This is a genomic window from Nonomuraea salmonea (genome assembly GCF_042428605.1).
Classification (GTDB): Bacteria; Actinomycetota; Actinomycetes; order Streptosporangiales; family Streptosporangiaceae; genus Nonomuraea; species Nonomuraea salmonea.
In genome coordinates this window covers 1-20,763 of sequence record NZ_JBHMCF010000056.1, presented here as the reverse complement: position 1 = coordinate 20,763, position 20,763 = coordinate 1, and the positions used below count along the sequence as shown (strand labels likewise).

The 20,763-nt window shown below is 70.3% G+C and carries 25 protein-coding genes; 13 read left to right on the top strand and 12 right to left on the bottom strand.

What is annotated here, in order from left to right; genetic code table 11:
• The first annotated feature begins 156 nt into the window (after positions 1-156).
• Positions 157-468, top strand: coding sequence for a hypothetical protein (locus ACFFR3_RS45275; RefSeq protein WP_345409990.1), 312 nt, complete (start codon positions 157-159; stop codon positions 466-468).
• On the opposite strand, the gene ACFFR3_RS45270 is transcribed toward ACFFR3_RS45275, so the two are convergent.
• The 4 genes from ACFFR3_RS45270 to ACFFR3_RS45255 all read right to left on the bottom strand — a co-directional run bounded on the left by ACFFR3_RS45270 (position 462) and on the right by ACFFR3_RS45255 (position 4,056).
• Entirely contained in the window at positions 462-1,040 is a 579-nt protein-coding gene (locus ACFFR3_RS45270) for a TetR/AcrR family transcriptional regulator (RefSeq protein ID WP_355415448.1), read from the bottom strand. The genes ACFFR3_RS45275 and ACFFR3_RS45270 overlap by 7 nt on opposite strands.
• 125 nt (positions 1,041-1,165) lie before the next feature.
• Complete coding sequence (locus tag ACFFR3_RS45265; RefSeq protein WP_379485168.1) at positions 1,166-2,005, bottom strand: SDR family NAD(P)-dependent oxidoreductase; 840 nt, start codon at positions 2,003-2,005, stop codon at positions 1,166-1,168.
• A 56-nt stretch (positions 2,006-2,061) separates the two neighbouring features.
• Entirely contained in the window at positions 2,062-3,168 is a 1,107-nt protein-coding gene (locus ACFFR3_RS45260) for a CapA family protein (RefSeq protein ID WP_379485167.1), read from the bottom strand.
• A 60-nt stretch (positions 3,169-3,228) separates the two neighbouring features.
• Entirely contained in the window at positions 3,229-4,056 is an 828-nt protein-coding gene (locus ACFFR3_RS45255; RefSeq protein ID WP_345394234.1) for a helix-turn-helix transcriptional regulator, read from the bottom strand.
• A gap of 103 nt (positions 4,057-4,159) precedes the next feature.
• On the opposite strand from ACFFR3_RS45255, the gene ACFFR3_RS45250 reads away from it, so the two are divergent.
• Both ACFFR3_RS45250 and ACFFR3_RS45245 read left to right on the top strand, forming a co-directional pair.
• Positions 4,160-5,572 (top strand): MFS transporter, encoded by a 1,413-nt coding sequence (locus ACFFR3_RS45250; RefSeq protein WP_364383838.1) that lies wholly within the window; start codon positions 4,160-4,162, stop codon positions 5,570-5,572.
• Between the two features lie 57 nt (positions 5,573-5,629).
• The gene (locus ACFFR3_RS45245) at positions 5,630-6,361 is read left to right on the top strand and encodes a DUF6082 family protein (protein ID WP_364383835.1); all 732 of its coding nucleotides are present in this window, start codon (positions 5,630-5,632) and stop codon (positions 6,359-6,361) included.
• 136 nt (positions 6,362-6,497) lie between these two features.
• Here the strand turns inward: ACFFR3_RS45245 and ACFFR3_RS45240 are convergent, their stop codons facing one another.
• The gene (locus ACFFR3_RS45240) at positions 6,498-6,722 is read right to left on the bottom strand and encodes a DUF397 domain-containing protein (protein ID WP_345394225.1); all 225 of its coding nucleotides are present in this window, start codon (positions 6,720-6,722) and stop codon (positions 6,498-6,500) included.
• A 59-nt stretch (positions 6,723-6,781) separates the two neighbouring features.
• A complete protein-coding gene (locus ACFFR3_RS45235) occupies positions 6,782-7,645 on the bottom strand; it encodes a helix-turn-helix domain-containing protein (protein WP_364383833.1) in 864 nt (287 codons plus the stop codon).
• A 348-nt stretch (positions 7,646-7,993) separates the two neighbouring features.
• On the opposite strand from ACFFR3_RS45235, the gene ACFFR3_RS45230 reads away from it, so the two are divergent.
• The 8 genes from ACFFR3_RS45230 (at position 7,994) to ACFFR3_RS45195 (ending at position 14,566) form a co-directional block, all read left to right on the top strand.
• Positions 7,994-8,137 (top strand): hypothetical protein, encoded by a 144-nt coding sequence (locus tag ACFFR3_RS45230; RefSeq protein WP_345394219.1) that lies wholly within the window; start codon positions 7,994-7,996, stop codon positions 8,135-8,137.
• A 160-nt stretch (positions 8,138-8,297) separates the two neighbouring features.
• Entirely contained in the window at positions 8,298-8,513 is a 216-nt protein-coding gene (locus tag ACFFR3_RS45225; RefSeq protein ID WP_345394216.1) for a hypothetical protein, read from the top strand.
• Positions 8,513-9,160, top strand: coding sequence for a hypothetical protein (locus ACFFR3_RS45220; protein ID WP_379485166.1), 648 nt, complete (start codon positions 8,513-8,515; stop codon positions 9,158-9,160). Before ACFFR3_RS45225 ends, ACFFR3_RS45220 begins: the two co-directional genes overlap by 1 nt.
• 312 nt (positions 9,161-9,472) lie before the next feature.
• Entirely contained in the window at positions 9,473-9,835 is a 363-nt protein-coding gene (locus ACFFR3_RS45215) for a hypothetical protein (protein ID WP_379485165.1), read from the top strand.
• A 147-nt stretch (positions 9,836-9,982) separates the two neighbouring features.
• Positions 9,983-12,163, top strand: a complete 2,181-nt coding sequence (locus tag ACFFR3_RS45210; protein ID WP_345394212.1) for a molybdopterin-dependent oxidoreductase — start codon at positions 9,983-9,985, stop codon at positions 12,161-12,163.
• Between the two features lies 1 nt (position 12,164).
• On the top strand, positions 12,165-12,776 hold the full coding sequence (locus tag ACFFR3_RS45205) for an HD domain-containing protein (protein WP_364368050.1): 612 nt from the start codon (positions 12,165-12,167) through the stop codon (positions 12,774-12,776).
• A gap of 120 nt (positions 12,777-12,896) precedes the next feature.
• A complete protein-coding gene (locus tag ACFFR3_RS45200) occupies positions 12,897-13,718 on the top strand; it encodes a Rieske 2Fe-2S domain-containing protein (protein WP_345394210.1) in 822 nt (273 codons plus the stop codon).
• Between the two features lie 29 nt (positions 13,719-13,747).
• Entirely contained in the window at positions 13,748-14,566 is an 819-nt protein-coding gene (locus tag ACFFR3_RS45195) for an NAD(P)H-binding protein (RefSeq protein WP_345394207.1), read from the top strand.
• Here ACFFR3_RS45195 and ACFFR3_RS45190 read toward each other — a convergent pair.
• From ACFFR3_RS45190 to ACFFR3_RS45175, 4 genes are all read right to left on the bottom strand, one after another.
• On the bottom strand, positions 14,563-14,784 hold the full coding sequence (locus tag ACFFR3_RS45190; protein ID WP_345394204.1) for a DUF8836 family protein: 222 nt from the start codon (positions 14,782-14,784) through the stop codon (positions 14,563-14,565). The two genes, ACFFR3_RS45195 and ACFFR3_RS45190, sit on opposite strands and share 4 nt — an antisense overlap.
• 23 nt (positions 14,785-14,807) lie before the next feature.
• The gene (locus tag ACFFR3_RS45185; protein WP_345394201.1) at positions 14,808-15,563 is read right to left on the bottom strand and encodes a sulfite exporter TauE/SafE family protein; all 756 of its coding nucleotides are present in this window, start codon (positions 15,561-15,563) and stop codon (positions 14,808-14,810) included.
• Between the two features lie 44 nt (positions 15,564-15,607).
• On the bottom strand, positions 15,608-16,534 hold the full coding sequence (locus tag ACFFR3_RS45180; RefSeq protein ID WP_345394198.1) for an SPFH domain-containing protein: 927 nt from the start codon (positions 16,532-16,534) through the stop codon (positions 15,608-15,610).
• An 85-nt stretch (positions 16,535-16,619) separates the two neighbouring features.
• Positions 16,620-17,408, bottom strand: a complete 789-nt coding sequence (locus ACFFR3_RS45175; protein WP_345394195.1) for an ABC transporter ATP-binding protein — start codon at positions 17,406-17,408, stop codon at positions 16,620-16,622.
• A 68-nt stretch (positions 17,409-17,476) separates the two neighbouring features.
• Between ACFFR3_RS45175 and ACFFR3_RS45170 the strand changes: the two genes are divergently transcribed.
• Positions 17,477-18,193: an Rv1486c family protein gene (locus ACFFR3_RS45170; protein WP_345394192.1), complete on the top strand. Its 717-nt coding sequence runs from the start codon at positions 17,477-17,479 to the stop codon at positions 18,191-18,193.
• Between the two features lies 1 nt (position 18,194).
• On the opposite strand, the gene ACFFR3_RS45165 is transcribed toward ACFFR3_RS45170, so the two are convergent.
• Together ACFFR3_RS45165 and ACFFR3_RS45160 are read right to left on the bottom strand one after the other, a co-directional pair.
• Entirely contained in the window at positions 18,195-18,815 is a 621-nt protein-coding gene (locus tag ACFFR3_RS45165) for a response regulator (RefSeq protein WP_345394189.1), read from the bottom strand.
• Positions 18,812-19,942 carry a GAF domain-containing sensor histidine kinase gene (locus tag ACFFR3_RS45160; protein ID WP_379485164.1) on the bottom strand — a complete coding sequence of 377 codons (1,131 nt, stop codon included), beginning with the start codon at positions 19,940-19,942 and terminating at the stop codon, positions 18,812-18,814. Before ACFFR3_RS45160 ends, ACFFR3_RS45165 begins: the two co-directional genes overlap by 4 nt.
• 94 nt (positions 19,943-20,036) lie before the next feature.
• On the opposite strand from ACFFR3_RS45160, the gene ACFFR3_RS45155 reads away from it, so the two are divergent.
• On the top strand, positions 20,037-20,693 hold the full coding sequence (locus ACFFR3_RS45155) for an SDR family oxidoreductase (RefSeq protein WP_345394183.1): 657 nt from the start codon (positions 20,037-20,039) through the stop codon (positions 20,691-20,693).
• Positions 20,694-20,763: the final 70 nt, after the last annotated feature.

Sequence of the window (20,763 nt, the reverse complement as noted above, 5' to 3'; positions counted from 1 at the left end):
GCCACCCGGCTGTTTGCCCGGTCAATCCGCATCGCCGGTCACGTGCAAATTCGGTAACGTCTCGTCCAATCCCGTGTACGCAATGCGTATCTGCCCAGGTCACAGGGCATATAGGAGGCACTCAGCCGCCACGCGAGCGGAGGGACCGTGATGGGCATGTCCAAGCAGATGACCTTCACGCTGGCCTGTGCCGTGGTGTTGTCGGCCCTCGGGCCAGGTGTGGCCGGCTATCTGTCGGCCCGTCTGGAGTCCATCGAGGCGGCCGAACGCAACCTGCGGGCCCTGGAGACCCGGCTGCAGATCCGCGAGGCCAGAGAGGCCCGTCCTGCCGCCCTGCCGGGCGCGTGCGAGAGCACGCCGGCCCCGCCCCGCCTCCAGGACGTGCCCGCGACGGCGCTGGGCGAGCAGGAGGAGGCCGAGCGCCGGCTGCCCGACCTGCCTGCCCGCCCGGGGATGATCCGCTATTGACCGGCCGCCACCGGGGGCGACCAGGATCTCAGCTGCCGGGACAGGAATCCTCTGATGAGGTGCTTGGCGGCGTCGATGATCTCGGGTGAGCCCTGGGGGTCGCGGCGGAAGGCGAGCTTCAGCACCGCGTCACCGGCCTCGACCGCGACGAGCACGGCGAGGTCGAGCGACGGGCTGTCGGCCAGCCCGAACTCCTTGAGGAACAACCCGCGCAACCGCCCGGCGATCACCGCGTTGTTGTCGGAGTCGGAGTCGAGCAGGTTGAGATCGACGGCGTCGCCGAAGTGGAGGCTCTTGAAGCCGGCCACGGTCCTGTGCATGTCGACGTAGATGTCGATGATCGCGTCGACGGCCTCCCACCAACCGCGGTAGTCCTCTTCGAGGAACCTGCGATCGACTCGGCGGACGAACTCCTCGACGTTGCGCCGGGTGAGCTCCTGGGTGATGGCGCGCTTGTCGGGGAAGAACTGGTAGACCGATCCGATCGCCACCCCGGCGCGTTCGGCGATGCGGGTGGTCGACAGGGTTTCGTAGCCGAGCTCGTCGAGCAGTTCGGCACACGCGTCGAGCATCCGCTCGACACGTCGGGCGCTGCGGCGCTGCGAGGGCTGCCGCCTGAGAGCTTTCGGCTGGACGCACACGTCGTCCATTTGCTGCGGCGAAGACACGGATTCATCTTCTCCCGTTGAGGCGATCGTTACCTGCCGAATTCCGGAATCCTCGAAGGAGCGCTCAAGCGGGCGAACCCGCGCAGGGCGCGAGGCGAAATCCGCGAGAGGGCATACCCGATTTTTCCCTCCATGTTCACGGGAACGACTGCTTGATTTCGATGGACGGCCCGCAATATGTACGCCGCCACCCGCTCGGGCGGGTACCCACGCCGCGCCAGCGCCCGTACGGCAGCACCGCGCAGCCCCTCATCGGTGTACGTGGCGTGCCCCGCGATCCCCGTCGAGACGAACCCGGGGCAGACCACGCTGACCCCGATGCCCCGACCGGCCAGCTCGGCTCTGAGGCAGTCGCTGAGCGCCTTCACCGCCGCCTTGGACACCGTGTACGCAGGCAGCAGCCGCGTCGGCACGAACGCCGCAAGCGACGCCACGTTCACGATGTGCCCGCCCGTACCGCGATCGGCCATGGCGGCCCCGAAGAGGCGGCAGCCGTGCACGACGCCCCACAGATTGACGTCGAGGGTCCTGCGCCAGTCGGCGACGGTGTGATCCAGGAACGGCCCGACGACCGCGATCCCGGCATTGTTCACCACAATGTCCGGTACTGCATATTGGGCGATGATATTTCGCGCGAAGTCTTCCACCTGATCGCTATTCGCCACGTCCACCCGCATGGCGTAAGCCGTACCGTGAATATCCTTCGCAATAGCGTCGGCCGTCTGCTTCGCCGCGCCGATGTCGATATCCGCGCAGATGACCCGTCCCCCGTGCGCCGCGAACGCCCGCGCGGTCGCCCGCCCGATCCCCGCACCCGCGCCGGTCACCACGACCAGCCGTCCACCGAAACCTGACCGCACCCGACCCATGCCGGCCTCCTATTGGACGATCTGTCCAGAACAATAGATCGCCGGGCGGCGTCAGGCTACTCCTGGTCGGGCCGGGCGGTCAGGCCCGTGCAGGAGCGCAGCGCCTTCCAGTCGGCCACCGCGCGGGTCCTGGCGGAGCCCGTCATCGGCACCGGAACTCCCCCCTGGATGGTGGCCGGCGTCCAGGTGTCCTTGATGATCCGCCGGCCGTTGATGGTCAGCGTCAGCACCCCGGTCCTGCCGGTGGTGGCCGGGTCGGAGTTGTAGAAGACGAAGTTGCCCATGCCGTAGTTGACATAGGCGTCGTCCAGGTAGCCTGAGCCGAGCAGGATGTGCGCGTGGCCGCCGACCACCACGTCGGCGCCTGCCTTGACCAGCTTCGGCGCGAGCGAGCGCTGCGCCTCGTTCGGGCACTTCTGCAGCTCGGTGCCCCAGTGCAGGTGGACGATCACGGTGTCGGAGTTCTTGCGCGCCTGCCGGACGGCCTTGAGCAGCGCGGTCTCGTTCTTGGCCGAGGCCAGGCCGCCCTTGCCGGACGTTGCCGTCCACGCCTGGATGAACTCCGCGTCCATCACCTGCGTGGCGCCGATGATCGCGACGCGGTTGCCGTTCACCGTCCTGCGGTACGGCCGGTACGCCTGCGCCGCGTCCGCCCCGATCCCCACCACGGGGAACTTGGCGCGCTTGACCGCCTTGAGCGAGTCGGCGAGCCCGCTCTCCATGTAGTCCATGCCGTGGTTGTTGGCCATGGACGCGACGTCCACCCCGGCCGCCTTGAGCGCGGTGAGCGCGCTGGACGGCGCCCTGAACGTGTACTGCTTGCCGGGCGCCGGCGTCCCGCCCGTCGTGATGGCGGTCTCCAGGTTCACCATCGCGAGGTCGGCCTTGCGCAGCACGCTCGCGATCGGGCCGAGCGCGGTGCGCGGGTTGGCGAGGCGCGGGCGCAGGATCCCCTCGAAGTGCACGTCGCCGCCGAACGCGATGGTGAACGGCCGGCGCTTCGGCTTCGGCTTCTTGGTGGGCTCGCTCGTCGGCTCCTCGGCGGCCTGCCGCTGGACTTCCTTGCGCTGCGGCTGCCGCTCCGGCTCCTGCCCGGGGAGGGCCGAACAGGCGGCCACCGATACGAGCGCAGCGAGAACCGGGAGGGCATGGGGGAGTCTCATATGCCGCCACTTCCGCTCGAAACCTGACTTTCAGCCATCGAGCATGCCATGTAGGGCGGTTTACCGGGCAGACCCCATGAGCTTGGACATTGCCGTACGAGTCGGGTCGTCCATCGGCGTGGAGACGACCATCCGGATCTCCGGCATCGCGGTGAAACCGGTCGAGCTGAAGCGCAGCAGCCCGTACTCCGGGTGCTTGTACGCCTTCACCCGCGACCCCGGCTCCGCCACGTCCTGCCGGGCCCACAGCCGCGCGAACTCGGGGCTCTCCTCGCTGAGCCGGCGCAGGAAGTCCTGCCAGCACGGGTCGTCGGAGTGCCGGCTGTAGGCGCCGCGGAAGACGGCCACCAGCCGCGCCACCTCCTGGTCGCGGTCGACCAGCAGCATCGAGGGCTGCGGCCCGACGCAGAGCTGCCAGAGGTGGTTGCGCTCCCCCTCGGGCGCGGCGACCAGTTCGGGGAAGAGCCGCGCGTACGCGTCGTTCCAGGCCAGCGCGTCGCACCGGCCGTTGGAGATGACGGCGGGCAGCTCGCCGAGCCGGTCGAGGATGATCTGCATCTCGGGCGTCACCTGCCCGGACGCGGCCGGCACCGGATCGGCCACGTGGCCGGCCAGCCGGTAGAGGTGCTGCCGCTCGGCGCCGTCCATGCGCAGCGTGCGGGCGATGGCGTCGAGCACCTGCGGGCTGGCGTTGATCGGCCGCCCCTGCTCAAGCCACGTGTACCAGGTGACGCCGACCCCGGCGAGCTGGGCGACCTCTTCTCGTCGCAGCCCGGGGGTGCGCCTGCGGGGTCCCGGCGGGAGATCGACCATCTCGGGCGTGATGCGCGCACGCCGGGAGCGCAGGAACGCTGACAGATCCGTACGTCTTGCCTCAACCACCTGCATGCATCCACTATGCGTGACAAAAGTGATGCTCAGCCAGTTACTCCTGATACCAGGATAAAGGGGCTCTCGTTACTGGTACTGGGAAAGCGGCAGACTTCTCATCATGTCCCAAACCACCGCTGTTCCCTCCCCTGTGGGCACCACCTCACAGGAGAGCCCCAAGGCCGGCGGGCTGCTCCTGGCGACGATCCTCGTGGGGCAGTTCCTGGCCATCCTGAACGTCAACATCGTCAACGTGGCCACCCCGACCATCGAGTCCGACCTGCACTCGTCGGGCGCCGGGCTGCAGATGATCATTGCTGGTTACACCATTGTCTATGCCGTCCTGTTGATCACCGGAGCCAGGATCGGCGACCTGTTCGGCTACCGCCGAGCGTTTCTGGGCGGATTGGCGGCCTTCACCGTGACCACGCTCGCCGCCGGCCTCGCGCCCACGACGGGCTGGCTGGTGGCGGCCCGGCTGCTGCAAGGCGCCGGGGCCGCGATGATGATGCCGCAGGTGCTGACCTTGATCCAGCGCAACTTCCAGGGCGCTGCCCGTGGCCGGGCCATCGGCCTGTGGTCCCTGATGATCAGCGGCGGCATCGTGGCCGGTCAGGCGCTCGGCGGCATCCTGCTGGGCCTCGGCCTGGGCTGGCGGGTCGTGTTCCTGGCGGTGGTGCCGATCGCGTTGCTGCTGCTGGTCGCCGGCGCCCGCCTGCTGCCCGCCGACCACGGCGGCGGCCGTGGCGGGCTCGACCCCTTGGGCCTGGTGACGTTGTCGGCGGCCGTGCTGCTGTTCGTGGTGCCGCTGGTGCTCGGCCGCGACCTGGGCTGGCCGTTGTGGGGCTGGATCTCGATGGGGCTGAGCGTGGTGATGTTCGCGGTGTTCGTCCGCGTCGAGCGCTGGGTGACAGGTCGCGGCGGGCGCCCGCTGGTGGACGCCAGGGTGCTGCGCGCACCGGGCATGCGTCCCGGTCTCGCCGTCCTGCTGTTCGGCCCCGCCACCTGGGGCGCGTTCCTGTTCACCTCCGCCCTGCACCTGCAAGGCGACCTGCACATGACGCCGCTCGCCTCCGGCATGATGCTGGTGCCGTGCGCGCTGGCCTTCGGCCTGGTCGGCCTCGCCTGGCCTCGCCTGCCGCTGCGCCTGCAGCGCCCGCTGGTCCCGTTCGGCTACGTCCTGGCCGCCCCCGCGTACATCGGCCTCGGCCTCGCCGCGGGAGGCGGCTTCCTGTACGCCCTGATGGGCGCCCTCGTCGGCGCGGGACTCGGCGTACAGGTCGCGGTGACGAACATGGCCACAGAAAAGGTGGACGGCGCCTACGCGGCGGACGCCAGCGGCGCCCTCCTGACGGTGATGCAGATCGGCCAGGTCATCGGAGTCGCCGCCATCGGCACCCTGTTCATCTCCCTGGACACCGCATCCTCTTCCACGGCCTCCATGACCACGGCCGCCGCCATGGCCGCCCTCGCCGTCCTGGCCGGCCTCAGCTCCCTCTTCCTCGTACGCCGCCCCAAGCCGATCCCCTCATGACGGGTGAACCCGCGTCCTTCCACGGACGCGGGCCGCTCGCATGGCACGGTGAGGCACATGACCCCCCGCAACCGGCGCACGCCGAGCCTGCTGATGCCCCTCCTCCTGACGATCGCGGCGGTGTGCGCCGCCGCGACGCTGTTCTCACCGCTCCTGCTGGACCTCCTGGTGCCCGCGAGCCCGCGCTGGCAGGAATTGAGCGCGGTCGGCGAGACGTACGGCGCCGCGTCGGCGGTGTTGTCCGCCTTCGCGCTCGTGGCCATCGGGGTCTCTCTTTTCCTGCAGGCCAGGGAAATGCGATTCGCGCGTGAGGACGCCTCTCGATCGCATCATTTCCAGCTCATGCAGCTGCAGATCGAAAATCCTGCGCTGCACAATGCTTTGGGCAGGGTGGACAGCGGGCTCGATCCGGCGACGCACCTTTATCTCAATCTGGTGCTCTCCTACTGGGAGATGCTTTTCAACGTCGGCGACATGCCGGAGCCGGTCCTCGTGAAATACGCGCAGGCCGACATCTTCAGTACGGAGACCGGCCGGCGGTTCTGGGTGCGCACTCGTGAGCACCGCCGGGCGGTGGCGAAGAGCCGGCGGGCCGTGCGGTTCGTGGCGGCGCTCGATCTGGCCTACCGCCGGAGCCTGGAGGAACGGCCCGCGCCGCCCTCCGATGCCGTGGTTCCCGCCGCCCGATCCGGTCGGCCTGCCGCGCTGCTCGTGGCTGCTGCGGCGGCGGTCGCCGTGGCGGGAATCTCCTGGCTGGGCCGGTTCAGGAAACGGCGCGCCGGAGGTTGATCAAGTTGGCGGCTGGTGTGCCATGATGAGCACGTCTTCTCTGCTCGACCTGTGGGGAGAGCCGGAAAGCCGGGAGGCACTGCCATGCCTCCACACGAACGGCCCTGCGTCTCCGATGGGTGCCAGGGCCGTTCGCTTATCCCCTGCCTACGGGCGTGGCAAGGTCGAACTCGCCGCTGCGCACCCCGGCGGTGAAGGCGGCCCACTCCTCCGGCGTGAAGACCAGGACGGGACCGTCCTGCTCCTTGCTGTCCCGCAGCGCGACGTTCCCGTCGGCCAGAGGGGCAACCTCGACGCACGTCGCCGCGCCGTTGCAGAAGGTGCTCTTCCGCCAGGCTGCCGTCTTTAGGTGGTTGTACATTTTCTCCCCAAATGCGTAAAGGGGCACCGTTGCCCCTTTCTGAGGCTTTTCCGTCGTCGCTATCGACGCCAGAGCATGGCTTTACGCTGGATGAGAACACGCGACTCGTCCTCATCCAAGGCCTCCGACTTGATGTGGTCGAAGGCCATTTCGTATCCAGCTACCCGTTCGAGGTCATCGACGAAATGAGCAGTATACAACTGTTCCAGATACACAACATCGTCGAAAGCGGAAAACTTCAGGTGAATAAACGCACCCGTGTTAACCGGATGAAGTGCATCCAGTGGCAGGACATGGACGCTCACGTGCGGCAGGACGGACATCTCCAGGAGATGCTCCATCTGCTCACGCATGACCGAGGGCTCACCGAAGCGGCGCGTCAGGGCCGACTCGTCGAGCACCACGGTGAGCACGCAGGGATCGGGCCTGTGCAGCACGCGTTCCTGCCTGTCGAGCCGGGCCTCGACCCGGCTCCTGACACCGCTGTGCGTGATGCGGGCGATGCCCCGGGTCGCCAGGATCACTTCTCTGGCGTAGTCCTCGGTCTGTAGCAGGCCAGGCACGACCTGGGGTTCCCAGTCGCGCTGGAATGTCGCCTCCGCCTCCAGCCCAAGGAATGTCGTGTACTCCTCAGGGAGGGCGTCTTCGTAATCTTCCCACCACCCTCGCTGCTCCGCATCACGCAACAGGCCGAAGAGTTCATCAACTTTGTCACCCTCGAGCCGGTACAGCTTGGCCAGGGCCTTGATGTCGTCGGTGCTGGGCATGGTCTTGGCGGCTTCGATGCGGCTGACCTTGCTGGCGCTCCAGCCGAGGTCTCTGGCCGCCCTGGCGCCGGTGAGCTTGCGGCGCTCGCGAAGGAGGCGGAGCTCCTGGCCCAACCGGAGTCGCCGTACTGTTGGACTGCCCTGCTGCGATGGCACCGTCCACACTCCTTCTCGGGAATGAAGGTGTAGCCGGAAGGGACCGTTTGGAGCCCGGCTTTTTGGGCCGTTCGCCCAATCTTACACTGCAAGTTGCATGTGTAGTGCCGCACAGCCTCGCCAGAAGGCTTTCACGGGGAGAGCGTAGGGGCAAGGACAACCTTCGCAAGTGCGCCGGAGCCGGGCATAGATCTTCCTCCTCGCACCCCGACGACGACAGTTTCTGTGCAAGTTGCAGGGCAACCGGCGAAGAAAATTAAATGTTCCCTTGCTCCTGGTATTGCAGCATCGCCGAGCGAGGGGGACGATCAGAACCAGGAGGGTTCTCGAGAGGTGAGGAGGCCGGACATGACGACACGGCCGTACGCATCGGGACTCTCGCTCATGATCACGCGCTCGCACGGCGGGCGCATCCCCGGCAACGTCGCCGTCCCGGAAACGAACATCTTCCCCAGGGAGGCCACTTGCCGGAAGGACTTCGTCATCGCCTGAAGCGCGTAGCGCGCATTCGCTCGTTCGAGCACGAAAAAAGCCGGGCCGAGGCTGACCACCAGTACGCCGCATTAAGGGCTGCCACCCTGCGGCGAAACCGGTCATCAGCCGTCGGACCGGCCAAGAAGCCACCTCTAAAATGCCGCGAAAGGGGTCTTCTATGTACTCACAAGGTACCAAGGGACTCAGCCGAATCAAGTCCTGGATTCAGGACCTCGTCGCCTCGGCGGATTACGAGATCTGCGTAGAGCCCGACGAGTTCGCGTTCCGGATGGGCTGGACGGTCACCAGGACGGGCTTCGGCTCCCGTCGCTACCGCGACCCGCGCTTCGACCAGCTCCGCCTCCCACGCAAGGTGACCGAGGAGGTGTCCTGATGGCGAGGAACCCGCGTAACCAGATCTACCCCGCCTACGAGGACCTCCCGGCCGCCCGCGGGGGCGGCCCGCTGGTCAGACTGTGGCGGGCCAGGGCCGAGCTGCTGCTGCTCGCCGCCACGACGCTGTTCGTGCTCGCGCTCCTGGGCGCGACCAGAGACGGCCAGTGGGTGCCGGTCGTCCTGCTGACCAGCGCCGTGTCGGTGCCGGCCGCCACCAGGCGGGGCCGCAGCTGGGTCGCCGCGCACTTCTGGTGCGTGTTCTCCCGCCACCGCCTGCACCGGGTGTGCATGGAGACGACCATGCACACCCGGGCGGGACGGATCCCGCTGGTGCTGTGGATCACGCCGACGGCGGCCGGCGAGAAGGCCCTGATCATGGTCAGGGCGGGCATCAGCGCCGAGGAGTTCGAGGCGTACGCCGAGGAGATCGCCGCGGCCTGCTGGGCCCGGGGCGTGAACGTCTACCGGCACCGCACCCGCAGCCAGTTCCTCATCGTGGAGATCGTGCGCAGGGACGTGACGCCCGGCGCGGCCTCCCCCGGCCTGGACCGCCTGTACGGCCGCCGCTCCTGGGTCGCCCTGCGGCCCGACCTCGAGGAGCCGCCTGATCTGCGCACCGAGGTGGTGCTGCCGAGGGCGGCATGAAGACCTAGGGAACCGGGACATTCCCTGGGGGGCGAAGCCCCGGAGACCGCGGGGGCTCCGGGGCTTCCCCATCACCTGGGACAAGGCGATGCGACCGGCGGCGATAGGCCCGTCACCGGGATCAGCGGAACGGAGCCGGTGATCCGTGACTACTCGAACACAGGTCTCATATGGACACGGAGTGCGACGGAGCAGATACTCCTCGTGTCAGCCCTCTTCTCCCCTGTCACATGTCCTCGGAACACGCATACGCCGGCCGGCGCGTGTCGCCCGGACATCGTGCCTGTCAGGGGAACAGGACAAGGAGAGACCATGCGGTTCAAGAAGTCCCTGCTCCTTTCCATCGCCGCTCTCACCACGGCAGCCTGCGTGACGGCCACCGTCGTAACCCTTCAAGCACCCGCCCCCGTCGCGGCGGCAACCCGCCACGCCGCGCTGCCCCCCGGCTACCAACTCGTCACTCTGCCCAACGCGAACGTCCCCAACTTCCAGCGCCGTACGCTGTACTGCCCGGGCTCCAAGCGCGTCCTCGGCGGCGGAGCCGAAGCTCGCGGCAACGCCGCCATCCTGGTGGGGTCGTTCCCCACCAGCGACGGACGCGGCTGGATCGGCCTCGGCCGCCAAATCGGCTACAACGACGTCGGTATCAGCGTCTTCGCCATCTGCGCCGACTGAGAGACCATCGTCACCGGCCCCCGCCGTCGAACGGGCGGGGGCCGGCCTGTGCGGGCCCGACGACGATCGCCGCCGGAGGACGCGGGGGCTTCCCCATGCGCGCGGTCCGCGCGAAGATGAGTTCATCTGGCGAACTCAGGAGTGACGATGACGTCGACCGTGCACCGGACCTGCCCCCTCTGCGAAGCCGTCTGCGGCCTGACGCTCACCCTCGACGCGACCGGGCACGTGACCGGCGTGCGCGGCGACAAGGACGACCCGTTCAGCAAGGGGTTCATCTGCCCGAAGGGCGCCAGCCTCGGCCGGCTCGACGAGGACCCCGACCGGCTGAGCGCGCCGCTCATCAGGGAGGGCGACCGGTGGCGCGAGGCGAGCTGGGAGGAGGCGTTCGCCGCCGTACGGGCGGGCCTGGAGCGCGTGGCGGACCGCCGCGAGGTGGCCGTCTACCTGGGCAACCCCAGCGCCCACACCATGGCGGGCGCCCTGTACGCCACCCCGCTCATCAAGTCGCTCGGCACCCGCAACGTCTTCTCCGCCAGCACCGCCGACCAGATGCCGAAGCACGTGGCGGCCGGGCTGATGTTCGGCCATCCGATGACGATCCCGGTGCCCGACCTGGACAGGACCGGCTACCTGCTGATGCTGGGCGCCAACCCGCTGGAGTCCAACGGCTCGCTGTGCACCGCGCCCGACTTCCCTGGCCGGCTCAAGGCCCTGCGGCGGCGCGGCGGCCGGCTGGTCGTGGTGGACCCCCGCCGTACGCGGACCGCGGCGCTGGCCGACGAGCACGTGTTCGTCAGGCCGGGCACGGACGCGTACCTGCTGTTCGGCATCGTGCACACGTTGTTCGCCGAGGACCTGGTCAGTCTGCGGCACGAGGTGAACGGGCTGGCCGAGGTGCGCGAGGCGGCCAAGCACTTCCCGCCCGACGCGGTCGCGCGCAGGACGGGCGTGCCCGCCGAGGTGGTGACCCGGCTGGCCAGGGAGCTGGCGGCGGCGCCGCGGGCGGCCGTGTACGCCAGGATCGGCACCTGCACGGCCGAGTTCGGCACGCTGGCCCAGTGGCTGGTCGACGTGCTCAACGTGCTGACCGGCAACCTCGACAGGCCGGGCGGCGTGATGTTCCCCAAGGCCGCGACGGAGTCGCCGGGGCGGCGCCGGCCGTACCAGGTGGGGCGCTGGCGCAGCCGGGTGCGCGGGCTGCCGGAGGCGAACGGCGAGCTGCCGGTCGCCACGCTGGCCGACGAGATCGAGACGCCGGGCGAGGGGCAGGTCAGGTTCCTGCTGACCATCGCCGGCAACCCCGTGCTGTCGGCGCCCAACGGGGCCCGGCTGGACAGGGCGTTCGAGCGGCTCGACTTCATGGTGAGCGTGGATCCGTACCTGAACGAGACCACCAGGCACGCGAACGTCATCCTGCCGCCGCCGCGCATCCTGCAGGCGGGACACTACGACTTCGCGCTGACCGGCTTCGCGGTGCGCAACTACGCGCGGTACTCGCCGCCGCTGCTGCCGCTGGACGGGCGGCCGTCGGAGGCGGAGATCCTGGCCAGGCTGGCGGGCATCGCCTCGGGGCTCGAAGGGGACCTGGACGCGTACGTCATCGACGAGACGCTGCGCAAGGCGGCGGAGACGCCCGGCTCCGGCGTCGAGGGGCGGGACGTGGCGGAGCTGCGCGCGCTGCTGGACGGCGACACGGGCGCGGAGCGGCGGCTCGACATGATGCTGCGGCTCGGCCCGTACGGCGAGTGGTCGGGAAAGGGCGACCTGTCGCTGCGCACGCTGCGGGACAACCCGCACGGCCTGGACCTGGGGCCGCTGCAGCCCCGGCTGGAGGAGGTGCTCCGGACGGCGTCCGGGCTGGTCGAGCTGGCTCCCCCGCGGCTGGTCGAGGACGTCGAGCGGCTGCGCGCCAGGCTCGCGGACGAGCCGGCGGAGATCGTCCTCATTGGCCGGCGCCACCTGCGCTCCAACAACAGCTGGATGCACAACGTCGAGCCGCTGGTGGGCGGCAGCAACACGTGCACGCTGCAGATCCACCCCGAGGACGTGGCCCGGCTCGGGCTGGCCGGCGAGGCGGTGGTGCGTTCGGCGAAGGGCGCGGTCACGGTGGCGCTGGAGCCGACCGACACGATCATGCCGGGCGTGGTCAGCCTGCCGCACGGCTGGGGACACGCGGGGAGCGCGCAGCGCGTGGCGGCCGGGCACGCGGGCGTCAGCGCCAACGCGCTCACGGACGAAACGGCGATCGATGCACCAAGTGGTAACGCAGTGTTCAACGGAGTTCCGGTCACGATTTCACCAACCGGGGTGATCACCGCACATTAGGGTGTCGCGCGTGACTATCGTGCCAGAAGAGGACCGCCTGAACGCCCAGATCGCCTTCGCCATCGAGATCGACAAGTTGAAGCGGATCATCCGCCGCAACCATCTCATCGACGGCTCGCGACGGGAGAACACCGCCGAGCACTCCTGGTACGTGGGCACGCTGGCGATGGTCCTCGGCGAGCACGCCCCACCCGGTACGGACCTGCAACGGGTCGTCGCCATGCTGCTGGTGCACGACCTGGTGGAGATCGACGCGGGCGACACGTTCATCTACGACCCGGTGGAGGTGGCCGCGCAGGCGGAGGTCGAGCGGGCCGCCGCCGACCGCATCTTCGGCCTGCTGCCCGCCGAGCAGGGGGCGTGGCTGCGGGAGTTGTGGGACGAGTTCGAGGAGCGCAAGACGCCGGAGGCGCGCTTCGCCAAGGCGCTCGACCGGTTCGCCCCGATCCTGGCTAATCACCACACCGAGGGCGGCACCTGGCCGCTGTTCAAAGTGACGGCGGGACAGGTCAGGGAGAAGGTGCGGATCATCGAGGAGGGCTCGCCCTCGCTCGGCGCGTACGCCCTGGAGCTGGTCGAACTCTCCGTGGCCAGGGGACACCTGTCCGAGTGATCCCCACATGGCCGGGGTAGGGGACTTGTCGTGAAAGAGACAGTACGCGCGAAGCGTCGGCAGTTGCGGGGGTTCGCCGGGCCGGTTGCGCTAGCCGATCGGCTCGAGAAATCGAAAGGCATGGACCGGCCGATCAGGGCGCTCGCCAAGGTCGTCCGCCGGCGGCTGCGCCAGGGCAGGCTGCGCGACATGCTGCACGGCGTGCCGCTGGGCGAGCCCGTGCACCCGTCGCTGGCCACGGTGAGCCTCGGCTGCTGGCTCTCCACCGCCGTGCTGGACCTCGCGGACGCCGACCCCAGGGCCTCCCGCCTGCTGCTGACCACCGGCATCATCAACGCGCTGCCCACGGCGGCGTCAGGGGTGACCGACTGGTCGATGCTGCATCGGGAGCAGCAGCGGGTGGGGTTCGTCCACATGGTGGCCAACACGGCCGCGCTCGGCCTGTTCAGCGCGTCCCTGCTGGCCCGGCTGCGCGGGCGCGAGCGGCCAGGACGGCTGCTGTCGTACGCGGGGCTCGCCGTCGGCGGGCTCGGGGCGTACCTCGGCGGGCATCTCGCGCACCGGCAGGCGGCCGGCGCCAACCACGCGCCGCAGGTGACGCACCTGGTGCCGCTGGGCTGGCACGACCTGTGCCCGATCAAGGACCTGCCGGAGGGCCGGCCTGTCGCGCGGCGGCTCGGCTACATCCAGCTCTTCGTGCTTCGCCAGGGCGAGGGCGTCACCGTGCTCGGCGACCGCTGCCCGCACCTGGCGGGCCCGCTGCACCAGGGCCGCCTGGTCATGCAGGACGGCGAGGCGTGCGTGGTGTGCCCGTGGCACAGCAGCACGTTCCGGCTGTCGGACGGCTCGGTCAAGCACGGGCCCGCGACGGCGCCCGCGCCGGTGTTCGAGACGCGGATCAGGAGGGACGGCACCGTCCAGGTGCGTCCTGGGTTGACCTGAAGTTTGCTTGAGGTCCTACGGTCGCAGGCATGGGAAAGATCCTGGTGACCGGTGCGACCGGCAATGTCGGCAGTCATGTGGTGTCCCGGCTCGCCGAGGCGGGGCTGGACGTACGCGCGTTCGCGAGGCGGCCCGAGCGGGCGCCGGCGGGCGTCGAGGCCGTTCAGGGAGACCTGACGGCCCCTGAGAGCCTGGAGCCCGCGCTGAAGGACGTGGAGAGCGTCTTCCTGCTCTGGCCCGGCTTCTCCGTGGGCAACGCGGAGGAGGTGGTGGAGGCCGTCGCCCGGCACGCGCGGCGGGTGGTCTACCTGTCGGCGAACGTGCCGGGCGCCGATGACACGCACTACGCCGCGATCGAGCGGCTGATCCGGCGCACGCCGCTCAACTGGACGTTCCTGCGGCCCGGCGGCTTCGCGGTCAACACCCTGGGCTGGGCGGAGCAGATCAGGCAGGGCGTGGTGCGCTGGCCGTACGGGCAGGCGTCCAGGGCGCTCATCCACGAGAAGGACATCGCGGCCGTGGCCGTGCACGCACTCACCTCGGCGGGGCACAACGGCGCCGCGTACCACCTGACCGGGCCCGCCGAGCTGACCCAGATCGAGCAGGTCCGCACGATCGGCGAGGTGGTCGGCCGCGAGGTGCGCTGGGCGGAGCAGCCGATCGAGGAGGCCCGCGAGCAGCTGCTGGCCGCCTGGGGCGAGCCGGCGTTCGTGGAGCAGGCGCTGACGGCCTGGGGCTCCTTCGTGGCCGCGCCCGAGCGGGCCGTCGACACCGTGCAGCGGCTGCTCGGCCGCCCTGCCCTGACGTTCAGGCAGTGGGCCGAGGACCACGCGGCGGACTTCCGTTAGGCCGCGTCGGCGGGGTGCTCGACCAGCGCGAGGATGCGGCTGGACATGAACCTCGCGGTACGCACCGGCGTGCCGCTCCTGGTGACCTCGCTCACCTCGACGAACCCGCGCCGGGTGGCCACCTCGACCCGCCGGCCGGCGCGGGTGGCCGTGATCTCGTAGATGCGCGGTGATGACCCACCTGCGTCGATGACGATCTCCACCCGGTCACCTTTCATGACCAGGTCATACCCATCACGACTTATCCGTACACCAGTACGATAATCGCGACAATGCCGACGCAGACGATGACCCCCCGCAGGATCGGCGCCGGGATGCGCCGGCCCAGCCGGGCGCCTGCGAAGCCACCCACGATCGCGCCCAGCGCCACCCCGGCCGCCGCCTGCCAGTCGATGTCGGCCACGAACAGGAACAGCACCGCGGCCACCCCGTTGACCAGCAGCGCGAGCACGTTCTTTGCCGCGTTGACGCGCTGCAGGCCATCGTCGAGGAAGATGCCGAGCAGCCCGATCAGCAGCACGCCCTGCGCCGCGCCGAAGTAGCCGCCGTAGATGCCCGCGCCCAGCACGCCCAGCCACAGCATGGGGCCGCCGTGCGGATGCGGCCGGTCGCGGCGGGCGGCCATCCATATGTTGAGCCGCGGCTGCACCATGACCAGCACGCAGGCCAGCGCGATCAGCGCCACCACCACGACCTCGAAGACCGCCGGATCGAGGAACAGCAGCAGGATCCCGCCGATCAGCGCGCCCAGCGCCGAGGCCATGCCCAGCCGCAGCAGGCGGTCACGCTGGCCGCGCAGCTCCGCGCGGTAGCCGTACGCGGCGGTGAAGGAGCCGGGCACCAGGCCGACGGTGTTGGAGACGTTCGCCACGACGGGATCGACGCCGAGCGCCACCAGCGTCGGGAACGTGATCAGCGAGCCCGACCCCACCACGGCGTTGATGGCACCGGCGATCACGCCGACGCCGCAGACGACGGCCAGCTCCCACCCCGTCACGCGTTCCTCCCGAGACCGCCGTCACTTGCTCCCGGTCAGAACGCTCACCGGGCGTCCGGGCCCTTGGGGGGTGTGGTGAAGAGGCCGCCCAGGCTTTCCAGGACCTTTCCCATTTCGGATGGGACGATCCAGATTTTATTGGCGTCGCCTTTGGCGATCTCGGGGAGGGTCTGCAGATATTGGTAGGCGAGCAGCTGCTGGCTCGGGTTGCCCTCATGGATGGCCCTGAACACCATGCCGATCGCGTCGGCCTGCCCCTTGGCCCGCATCGCCTGCGCCTCCGCCTCGGCCTGCGCGCGCAGCACCGCCGCCTCCGCCTCGCCGCGCGCCCGCAGCACCGCCGCCTGCTTCTCGCCCTCGGCGGCCAGGATCGCCGCCTGGCGCTGCCCCTCGGCGGTCAGCACGGCGGCCCGCTTGTCGCGGTCGGCGCGCATCTGCTTCTCCATCGAGTCCTGGATGGAGACGGGCGGGTCGATGGCCTTGAGCTCGACCCGGTTGACCCGGATGCCCCACTTGCCGGTCGCGTCGTCCAGCACGCCGCGCAGCGCGGTGTTGATGTCCTCGCGCGAGGTCAGCGTGCGCTCGAGGTCCATGCCGCCGACGACGTTGCGCAGCGTGGTGACCGTGAGCTGCTCGACGCCGATGAGGAAGTTCGCGATCTCGTACGTGGCCGCCTTGGGATTGGTGACCTGGAAGTAGATGACGGTGTCGATGGACACCACGAGGTTGTCGGAGGTGATCACCGGCTGCGGCGGGAACGAGACCACCTGCTCGCGCAGGTCGATCATGTCCTTAACCCGGTCGATGAACGGCACCACCAGGTTGAGCCCCGGCGAGAGCGTGCGGTGATAGCGGCCGAGCCGCTCGATGATGGCGGCCGTGGCCTGCGGGATGATGCGGATCGTACGGGCCACTCCGAAGCCGACCGCCGCGACCACGACGATGGCGACGACGAGCTGCTCGACGGACATGGCGACGCTCCGAAGCCGAGGGAACCGACTCCGTAGATCCTATTCGCCCTTCGCTTGGCCCGTCCCTTACCGAACGAAACGGTGATCAGTGGGCTCTGGCGTACCAGCGGCCCTCCGCGCTGCGCTCAAGCGACAGCGGCACCCCGAACGTCTCCGACAGGTTCTCGGCCGTCATCACGTGCTCGAGCGGCCCCTGCGCCACCACCGAGCCGTGCCGCAGCAGCAGCCCGTGGGTGAAGCCGGCGGGCACCTCCTCCACGTGGTGCGTCACCAGCACCAGCGTCGGCGCGCGGTAGTCGCCGGCGAGCAGCGAGAGCCGGCGCACGAGGTCTTCCCTGCCGCCCAGGTCGAGGCCCGCGGCCGGCTCGTCGAGCAGCAGCATCTCGGGGTCGGGCATGAGCGCGCGGGCGATCTGCACGCGCTTGCGCTCGCCCTCGGACAGCGTGCCGAACCTGCGCCTGATCAGGTGGGCCGCGCCCATCATGTCGATCAGCTCGACGGCCCTGGTCACGTCGTTGGAGTCGTACTCCTCCGTCCAGCGGCCCATGATCGCGTAGGAGGCCGTCAGCACGAGGTCGATGACCTTCTCCTCCGGCGGGATGCGCTCGGCCAGCGCGGCGCTCGCCAGGCCGATGCGCGGCCGCAGATCGAACACGTCGGCCTGCCCCAGCCGCTCGCCCAGCACCTCGACCAGGCCCTCACTCGGATAGAGCAGCGTGGCGGCGACCTGCAGCAAGGTCGTCTTGCCCGCGCCGTTGGGCCCGATGACGACCCACCGCTCGTCCTCGTTGACCGTCCAGTCGATGCCGCGCAGCAGGGCCGCTCCGTCGCGCCTGACGGCGACGTCCTGGAGCCGCAGCACCTGACCACCCATCCCCGATACCTCCTTAGGAGTCACCCTCGGGACAAACCTATTGCAGGGCGAGCGCTTATCGTGGACCGGTGCTCCCTGAATCGACTGTCTGCCCATCCCTGGTCGCCTGGGGCAACGCGTGGCTGTCCGGTCACGTGGGCCTCGACGAGGCGGCTGACCACGTAGAAGCCGCAGGCGGGCCCGCCGTCGTGGGCGAGCTGCCGCTGCGAAGGCATCTCGCGAACCTGCGCTCCGACGGCCTGCGCGAGTTGCGGCTCGCGCTGCCCGCGCCGGGCGACCCGCTCGGCCTGTCGGGTCCTCCCGCGTTCAACTCGGCGGCGGTCGACGCCGGTCAGGCCGTCATCGCGGTGCTCGCCGACCGCAACCTCGGCCTGGTGCCCTCGCTCGACCGGCGCGGGTCGTCGTACGTCGGCGTGCGGTTCGACGTGCACGACGCCGGCCCCGTACGCCATGACCTGCCCTCGCTGGCCGAGGCGGAGCGTGACCTGTCCGACGCGATGCGCGCCGCCACCGAAGCGCTCACCTCGGTCGACGGCCCCGTGGGCGACCGGCCGGGCCGTCCCGTGCGCGGCGGCGAGCTGGCGCCCGGCTACCCGGGGCGGGCCCACCGGGTCTCCACCCTCGCCACGCGGCTGGCCGCCGTGCTGCGCCTGGCCGACTCGCGCGGGCTCACCACCGGGCAGGTCGCCGTACGCGAGAACGCGCTGCGCGAGCTCGACCGCGCCGTGCGCCGCGCGCTGGTCGCCGCCCACCACGCGATCTTCGAACCCGTACGCCACCAGTAGCTCAGCCCAGCCCATGGCGCACGGCGTAGAGCGCCGCCTGGGTGCGGTCCTGGACGCCCAGCTTCATCAGCACGTTCGAGACGTGGGTCTTCACCGTCTTCTCCGCCACGGCCAGGCTGCGCGCGATCTCCCTGTTGGACCGGCCCGCGGCGATGAGCGCCAGCACCTCACGCTCGCGCTCGGTCAGCGGCACGGGACCCGGCGCCTGTCCGTTGCCCGGCATGGCCAGCATCGCCCCTGCCGCCTCCGGCGCGAGCAGCACCTGACCGCCGTGCACCGCGCGAACGGCCTGGACCAGCGCCTGCGGATCGACGTCCTTGTAGAGGAAGCCGGCCGCGCCCGCCCGCATCGCGGGCCCGACGTCGGCCGGGTCGCTCACCGAGGTCAGCACGACCACGCGGGTGGGCGTGCCGGTGAGCCGTTCGAGCGCGCCGAGCCCGTCGAGCACCGGCATCTTCAGGTCGAGCAGCAGCACGTCGGGCGAGAGCTCGCCGACCAGCTCGACGGCCTGCGCGCCGTCGCCCGTCTCGCCGACGACCGTGATGTCGTCCTGGAGGTCGAGGAACGTGCGCAGCCCCTGCCGCACCACCGGATGGTCGTCGGCGATCAGCACCCGGATCACGCGCTCACCTCCATGCGGACGGTCGTCCCCGCACCGGGGGCCGACACCACTGTCATCACGCCTCCGACGGATTCGGCCCTGTCGCGCATCGACACCAGCCCGAGCCCCCGCCGCGGGTCCGCCGGGTCGAAGCCCTTGCCGTCGTCGTGCACGCTCAGCACCAGCCGGCCGTCCTCGTCCGCCAGCCGCACCCGCACGTTCGCCGCCCCCGAGTGCCGCAGCGCGTTGTGCAGCGCCTCCTGGGCCACCCGCAGCACCGCCACCTCGGTCTCGGGCGCCAGCGCCGGCAGCTCGCCGCACTCGAACGCCACCAGGGGCGGGTGCAGCCGGTCGAGCAGGCGTACGTGCTTGCGCAGCGTCTCCGTCAGCCCGTGGCGGTCGAGCTCGGCCGGCCGCAGCTCCACGATGACCGCGCGCAGCTCGGAGATCGCCTCGCCGGCCAGCCGCTGCACCCGGTCGAGCTCGGCGGCGGCCTTGCCGGTGTCCTTGTCCAGCAGGGCGCCGGCGGCCTGCGCGGACAGCCGCAGCGAGAACAGCTTCTGGCTGACCGCGTCGTGCAGCTCCCTCGCCATGCGGTTGCGCTCCTCCAGCATGGCCAGCTCGCGGCTGTGCTCATAGAGCCTGGCGTTGGTCAGCGCGATGGCCGCGTGCGCGGCGAACAGCGTGAGCAACTCCTGGTCGGCGTCGGTGAACCCGCCGCCGCGCCGCTTGTTGGCCAGGAAGATGATGCCGAGCACCCGGTCGCCGTCGCGGATCGGCACCCCGAGGAAGTCCTTCATCACCGGGTGGGCCTTCGGCCACCACTCGAACCGCTCGTCCTTGCGCAGGTCGGGCAGCCTGACCGGGGTGCCGTCGCGCAGCATCGCGCCGAGCATGCCGTGCTGGCGGGGCAGCGGGCCGATCGCGTCCCACTGCTTGTCGGTCAGGCCCTCGGCGACGAACTCGGCGAACGAGCCGTCGTCGTCGGGCACGCCGAGCGCGGCGTAGCGGGCGTCGAGCAGGCGCTGCGCCGAGCGTACGATGACCTGCAGCACCTCGCGCACCGACAGGTGGCGGGTGACCGCGAGCACGGCCGAGCTCACCGCCTGCATGATCTCGTCTCGATCGGAAGGCACGTCGGAGGGCACGCGACCCACTCTATGGTCCTAGGACGAAGTGCCCAGGCACCGGCCGGTCCTCGGCCCGATGTCCGCGCGGCCGTCCGTTCCTAGCGTCGGTGTCATGACGAACACCGCACTCATCACCGGAGCTTCACGAGGTCTCGGCCTGGCCCTGGCCAGGGCGCTCGGCGCGGCGGGCTGGCGCCTCGTCCTCACCGCGCGCGGCGCCGAGGACCTCGACAGGGCCGCCGCCGAGCTGGGCGCGACCGCGATCGCCGGCGACGTGACCGACCCCGCGCACGTGGCCCGTCTGGCCGCCGCGGCGCCCTCGCTGGACCTGCTGGTCAACAACGCGAGCGACCTCGGCGTGACGCCGCTGCCGCACCTCGCGGACCACCCGCTGGAGGCGTTCAGAGGGCTGCTGGAGACGAACGTCACCGCGCCGCTCGCGCTCATCCAGGCCACGCTGCCGGCGCTGCGGGCGTCCGGCGGCTCGATCGTGAACGTCACCTCCGACGCCGCCACCGGCGCGTACGAGGGCTGGGGCGGCTACGGCGCCACCAAGGCCGCGCTGGAGCAGCTGTCCAACGTGCTGGCCGCCGAGGAGCCCGGCCTGCGCGTCTGGTGGGTCGATCCCGGCGAGATGAACACCCGCATGCTGGCCGACGCCGTCGGCGCCCACGAGGCCGCGGGCGCCGCCGACCCGGCCAAGGTGGCGGCGGCGCTGTACGACCTGGTCAGCTCCCGCCCCGCGAGCGGCAAGGTGAGCCTGCATTGACCTCCTCCCCCTCGTGAACGAGGGGGATTCCCACGGTCGCCCGTGAGGCTTCCTGCTTCACAGCCGGTCG

Coding starts and splice junctions, on each gene's coding strand:
- ACFFR3_RS45275 (WP_345409990.1), top strand. CDS start 157: ATGTCCAAGCAGATGACCTTCACGCTGGCCTGTGCCGTGGTGTTGTCG.
- ACFFR3_RS45270 (WP_355415448.1), bottom strand. CDS start 1,040: ATGCTCGACGCGTGTGCCGAACTGCTCGACGAGCTCGGCTACGAAACC.
- ACFFR3_RS45265 (WP_379485168.1), bottom strand. CDS start 2,005: ATGGGTCGGGTGCGGTCAGGTTTCGGTGGACGGCTGGTCGTGGTGACC.
- ACFFR3_RS45260 (WP_379485167.1), bottom strand. CDS start 3,168: ATGAGACTCCCCCATGCCCTCCCGGTTCTCGCTGCGCTCGTATCGGTG.
- ACFFR3_RS45255 (WP_345394234.1), bottom strand. CDS start 4,056: ATGCAGGTGGTTGAGGCAAGACGTACGGATCTGTCAGCGTTCCTGCGC.
- ACFFR3_RS45250 (WP_364383838.1), top strand. CDS start 4,160: ATGTCCCAAACCACCGCTGTTCCCTCCCCTGTGGGCACCACCTCACAG.
- ACFFR3_RS45245 (WP_364383835.1), top strand. CDS start 5,630: ATGACCCCCCGCAACCGGCGCACGCCGAGCCTGCTGATGCCCCTCCTC.
- ACFFR3_RS45240 (WP_345394225.1), bottom strand. CDS start 6,722: ATGTACAACCACCTAAAGACGGCAGCCTGGCGGAAGAGCACCTTCTGC.
- ACFFR3_RS45230 (WP_345394219.1), top strand. CDS start 7,994: ATGACGACACGGCCGTACGCATCGGGACTCTCGCTCATGATCACGCGC.
- ACFFR3_RS45225 (WP_345394216.1), top strand. CDS start 8,298: ATGTACTCACAAGGTACCAAGGGACTCAGCCGAATCAAGTCCTGGATT.
- ACFFR3_RS45220 (WP_379485166.1), top strand. CDS start 8,513: ATGGCGAGGAACCCGCGTAACCAGATCTACCCCGCCTACGAGGACCTC.
- ACFFR3_RS45215 (WP_379485165.1), top strand. CDS start 9,473: ATGCGGTTCAAGAAGTCCCTGCTCCTTTCCATCGCCGCTCTCACCACG.
- ACFFR3_RS45210 (WP_345394212.1), top strand. CDS start 9,983: ATGACGTCGACCGTGCACCGGACCTGCCCCCTCTGCGAAGCCGTCTGC.
- ACFFR3_RS45200 (WP_345394210.1), top strand. CDS start 12,897: ATGGACCGGCCGATCAGGGCGCTCGCCAAGGTCGTCCGCCGGCGGCTG.
- ACFFR3_RS45195 (WP_345394207.1), top strand. CDS start 13,748: ATGGGAAAGATCCTGGTGACCGGTGCGACCGGCAATGTCGGCAGTCAT.
- ACFFR3_RS45190 (WP_345394204.1), bottom strand. CDS start 14,784: ATGAAAGGTGACCGGGTGGAGATCGTCATCGACGCAGGTGGGTCATCA.
- ACFFR3_RS45180 (WP_345394198.1), bottom strand. CDS start 16,534: ATGTCCGTCGAGCAGCTCGTCGTCGCCATCGTCGTGGTCGCGGCGGTC.
- ACFFR3_RS45175 (WP_345394195.1), bottom strand. CDS start 17,408: ATGGGTGGTCAGGTGCTGCGGCTCCAGGACGTCGCCGTCAGGCGCGAC.
- ACFFR3_RS45155 (WP_345394183.1), top strand. CDS start 20,037: ATGACGAACACCGCACTCATCACCGGAGCTTCACGAGGTCTCGGCCTG.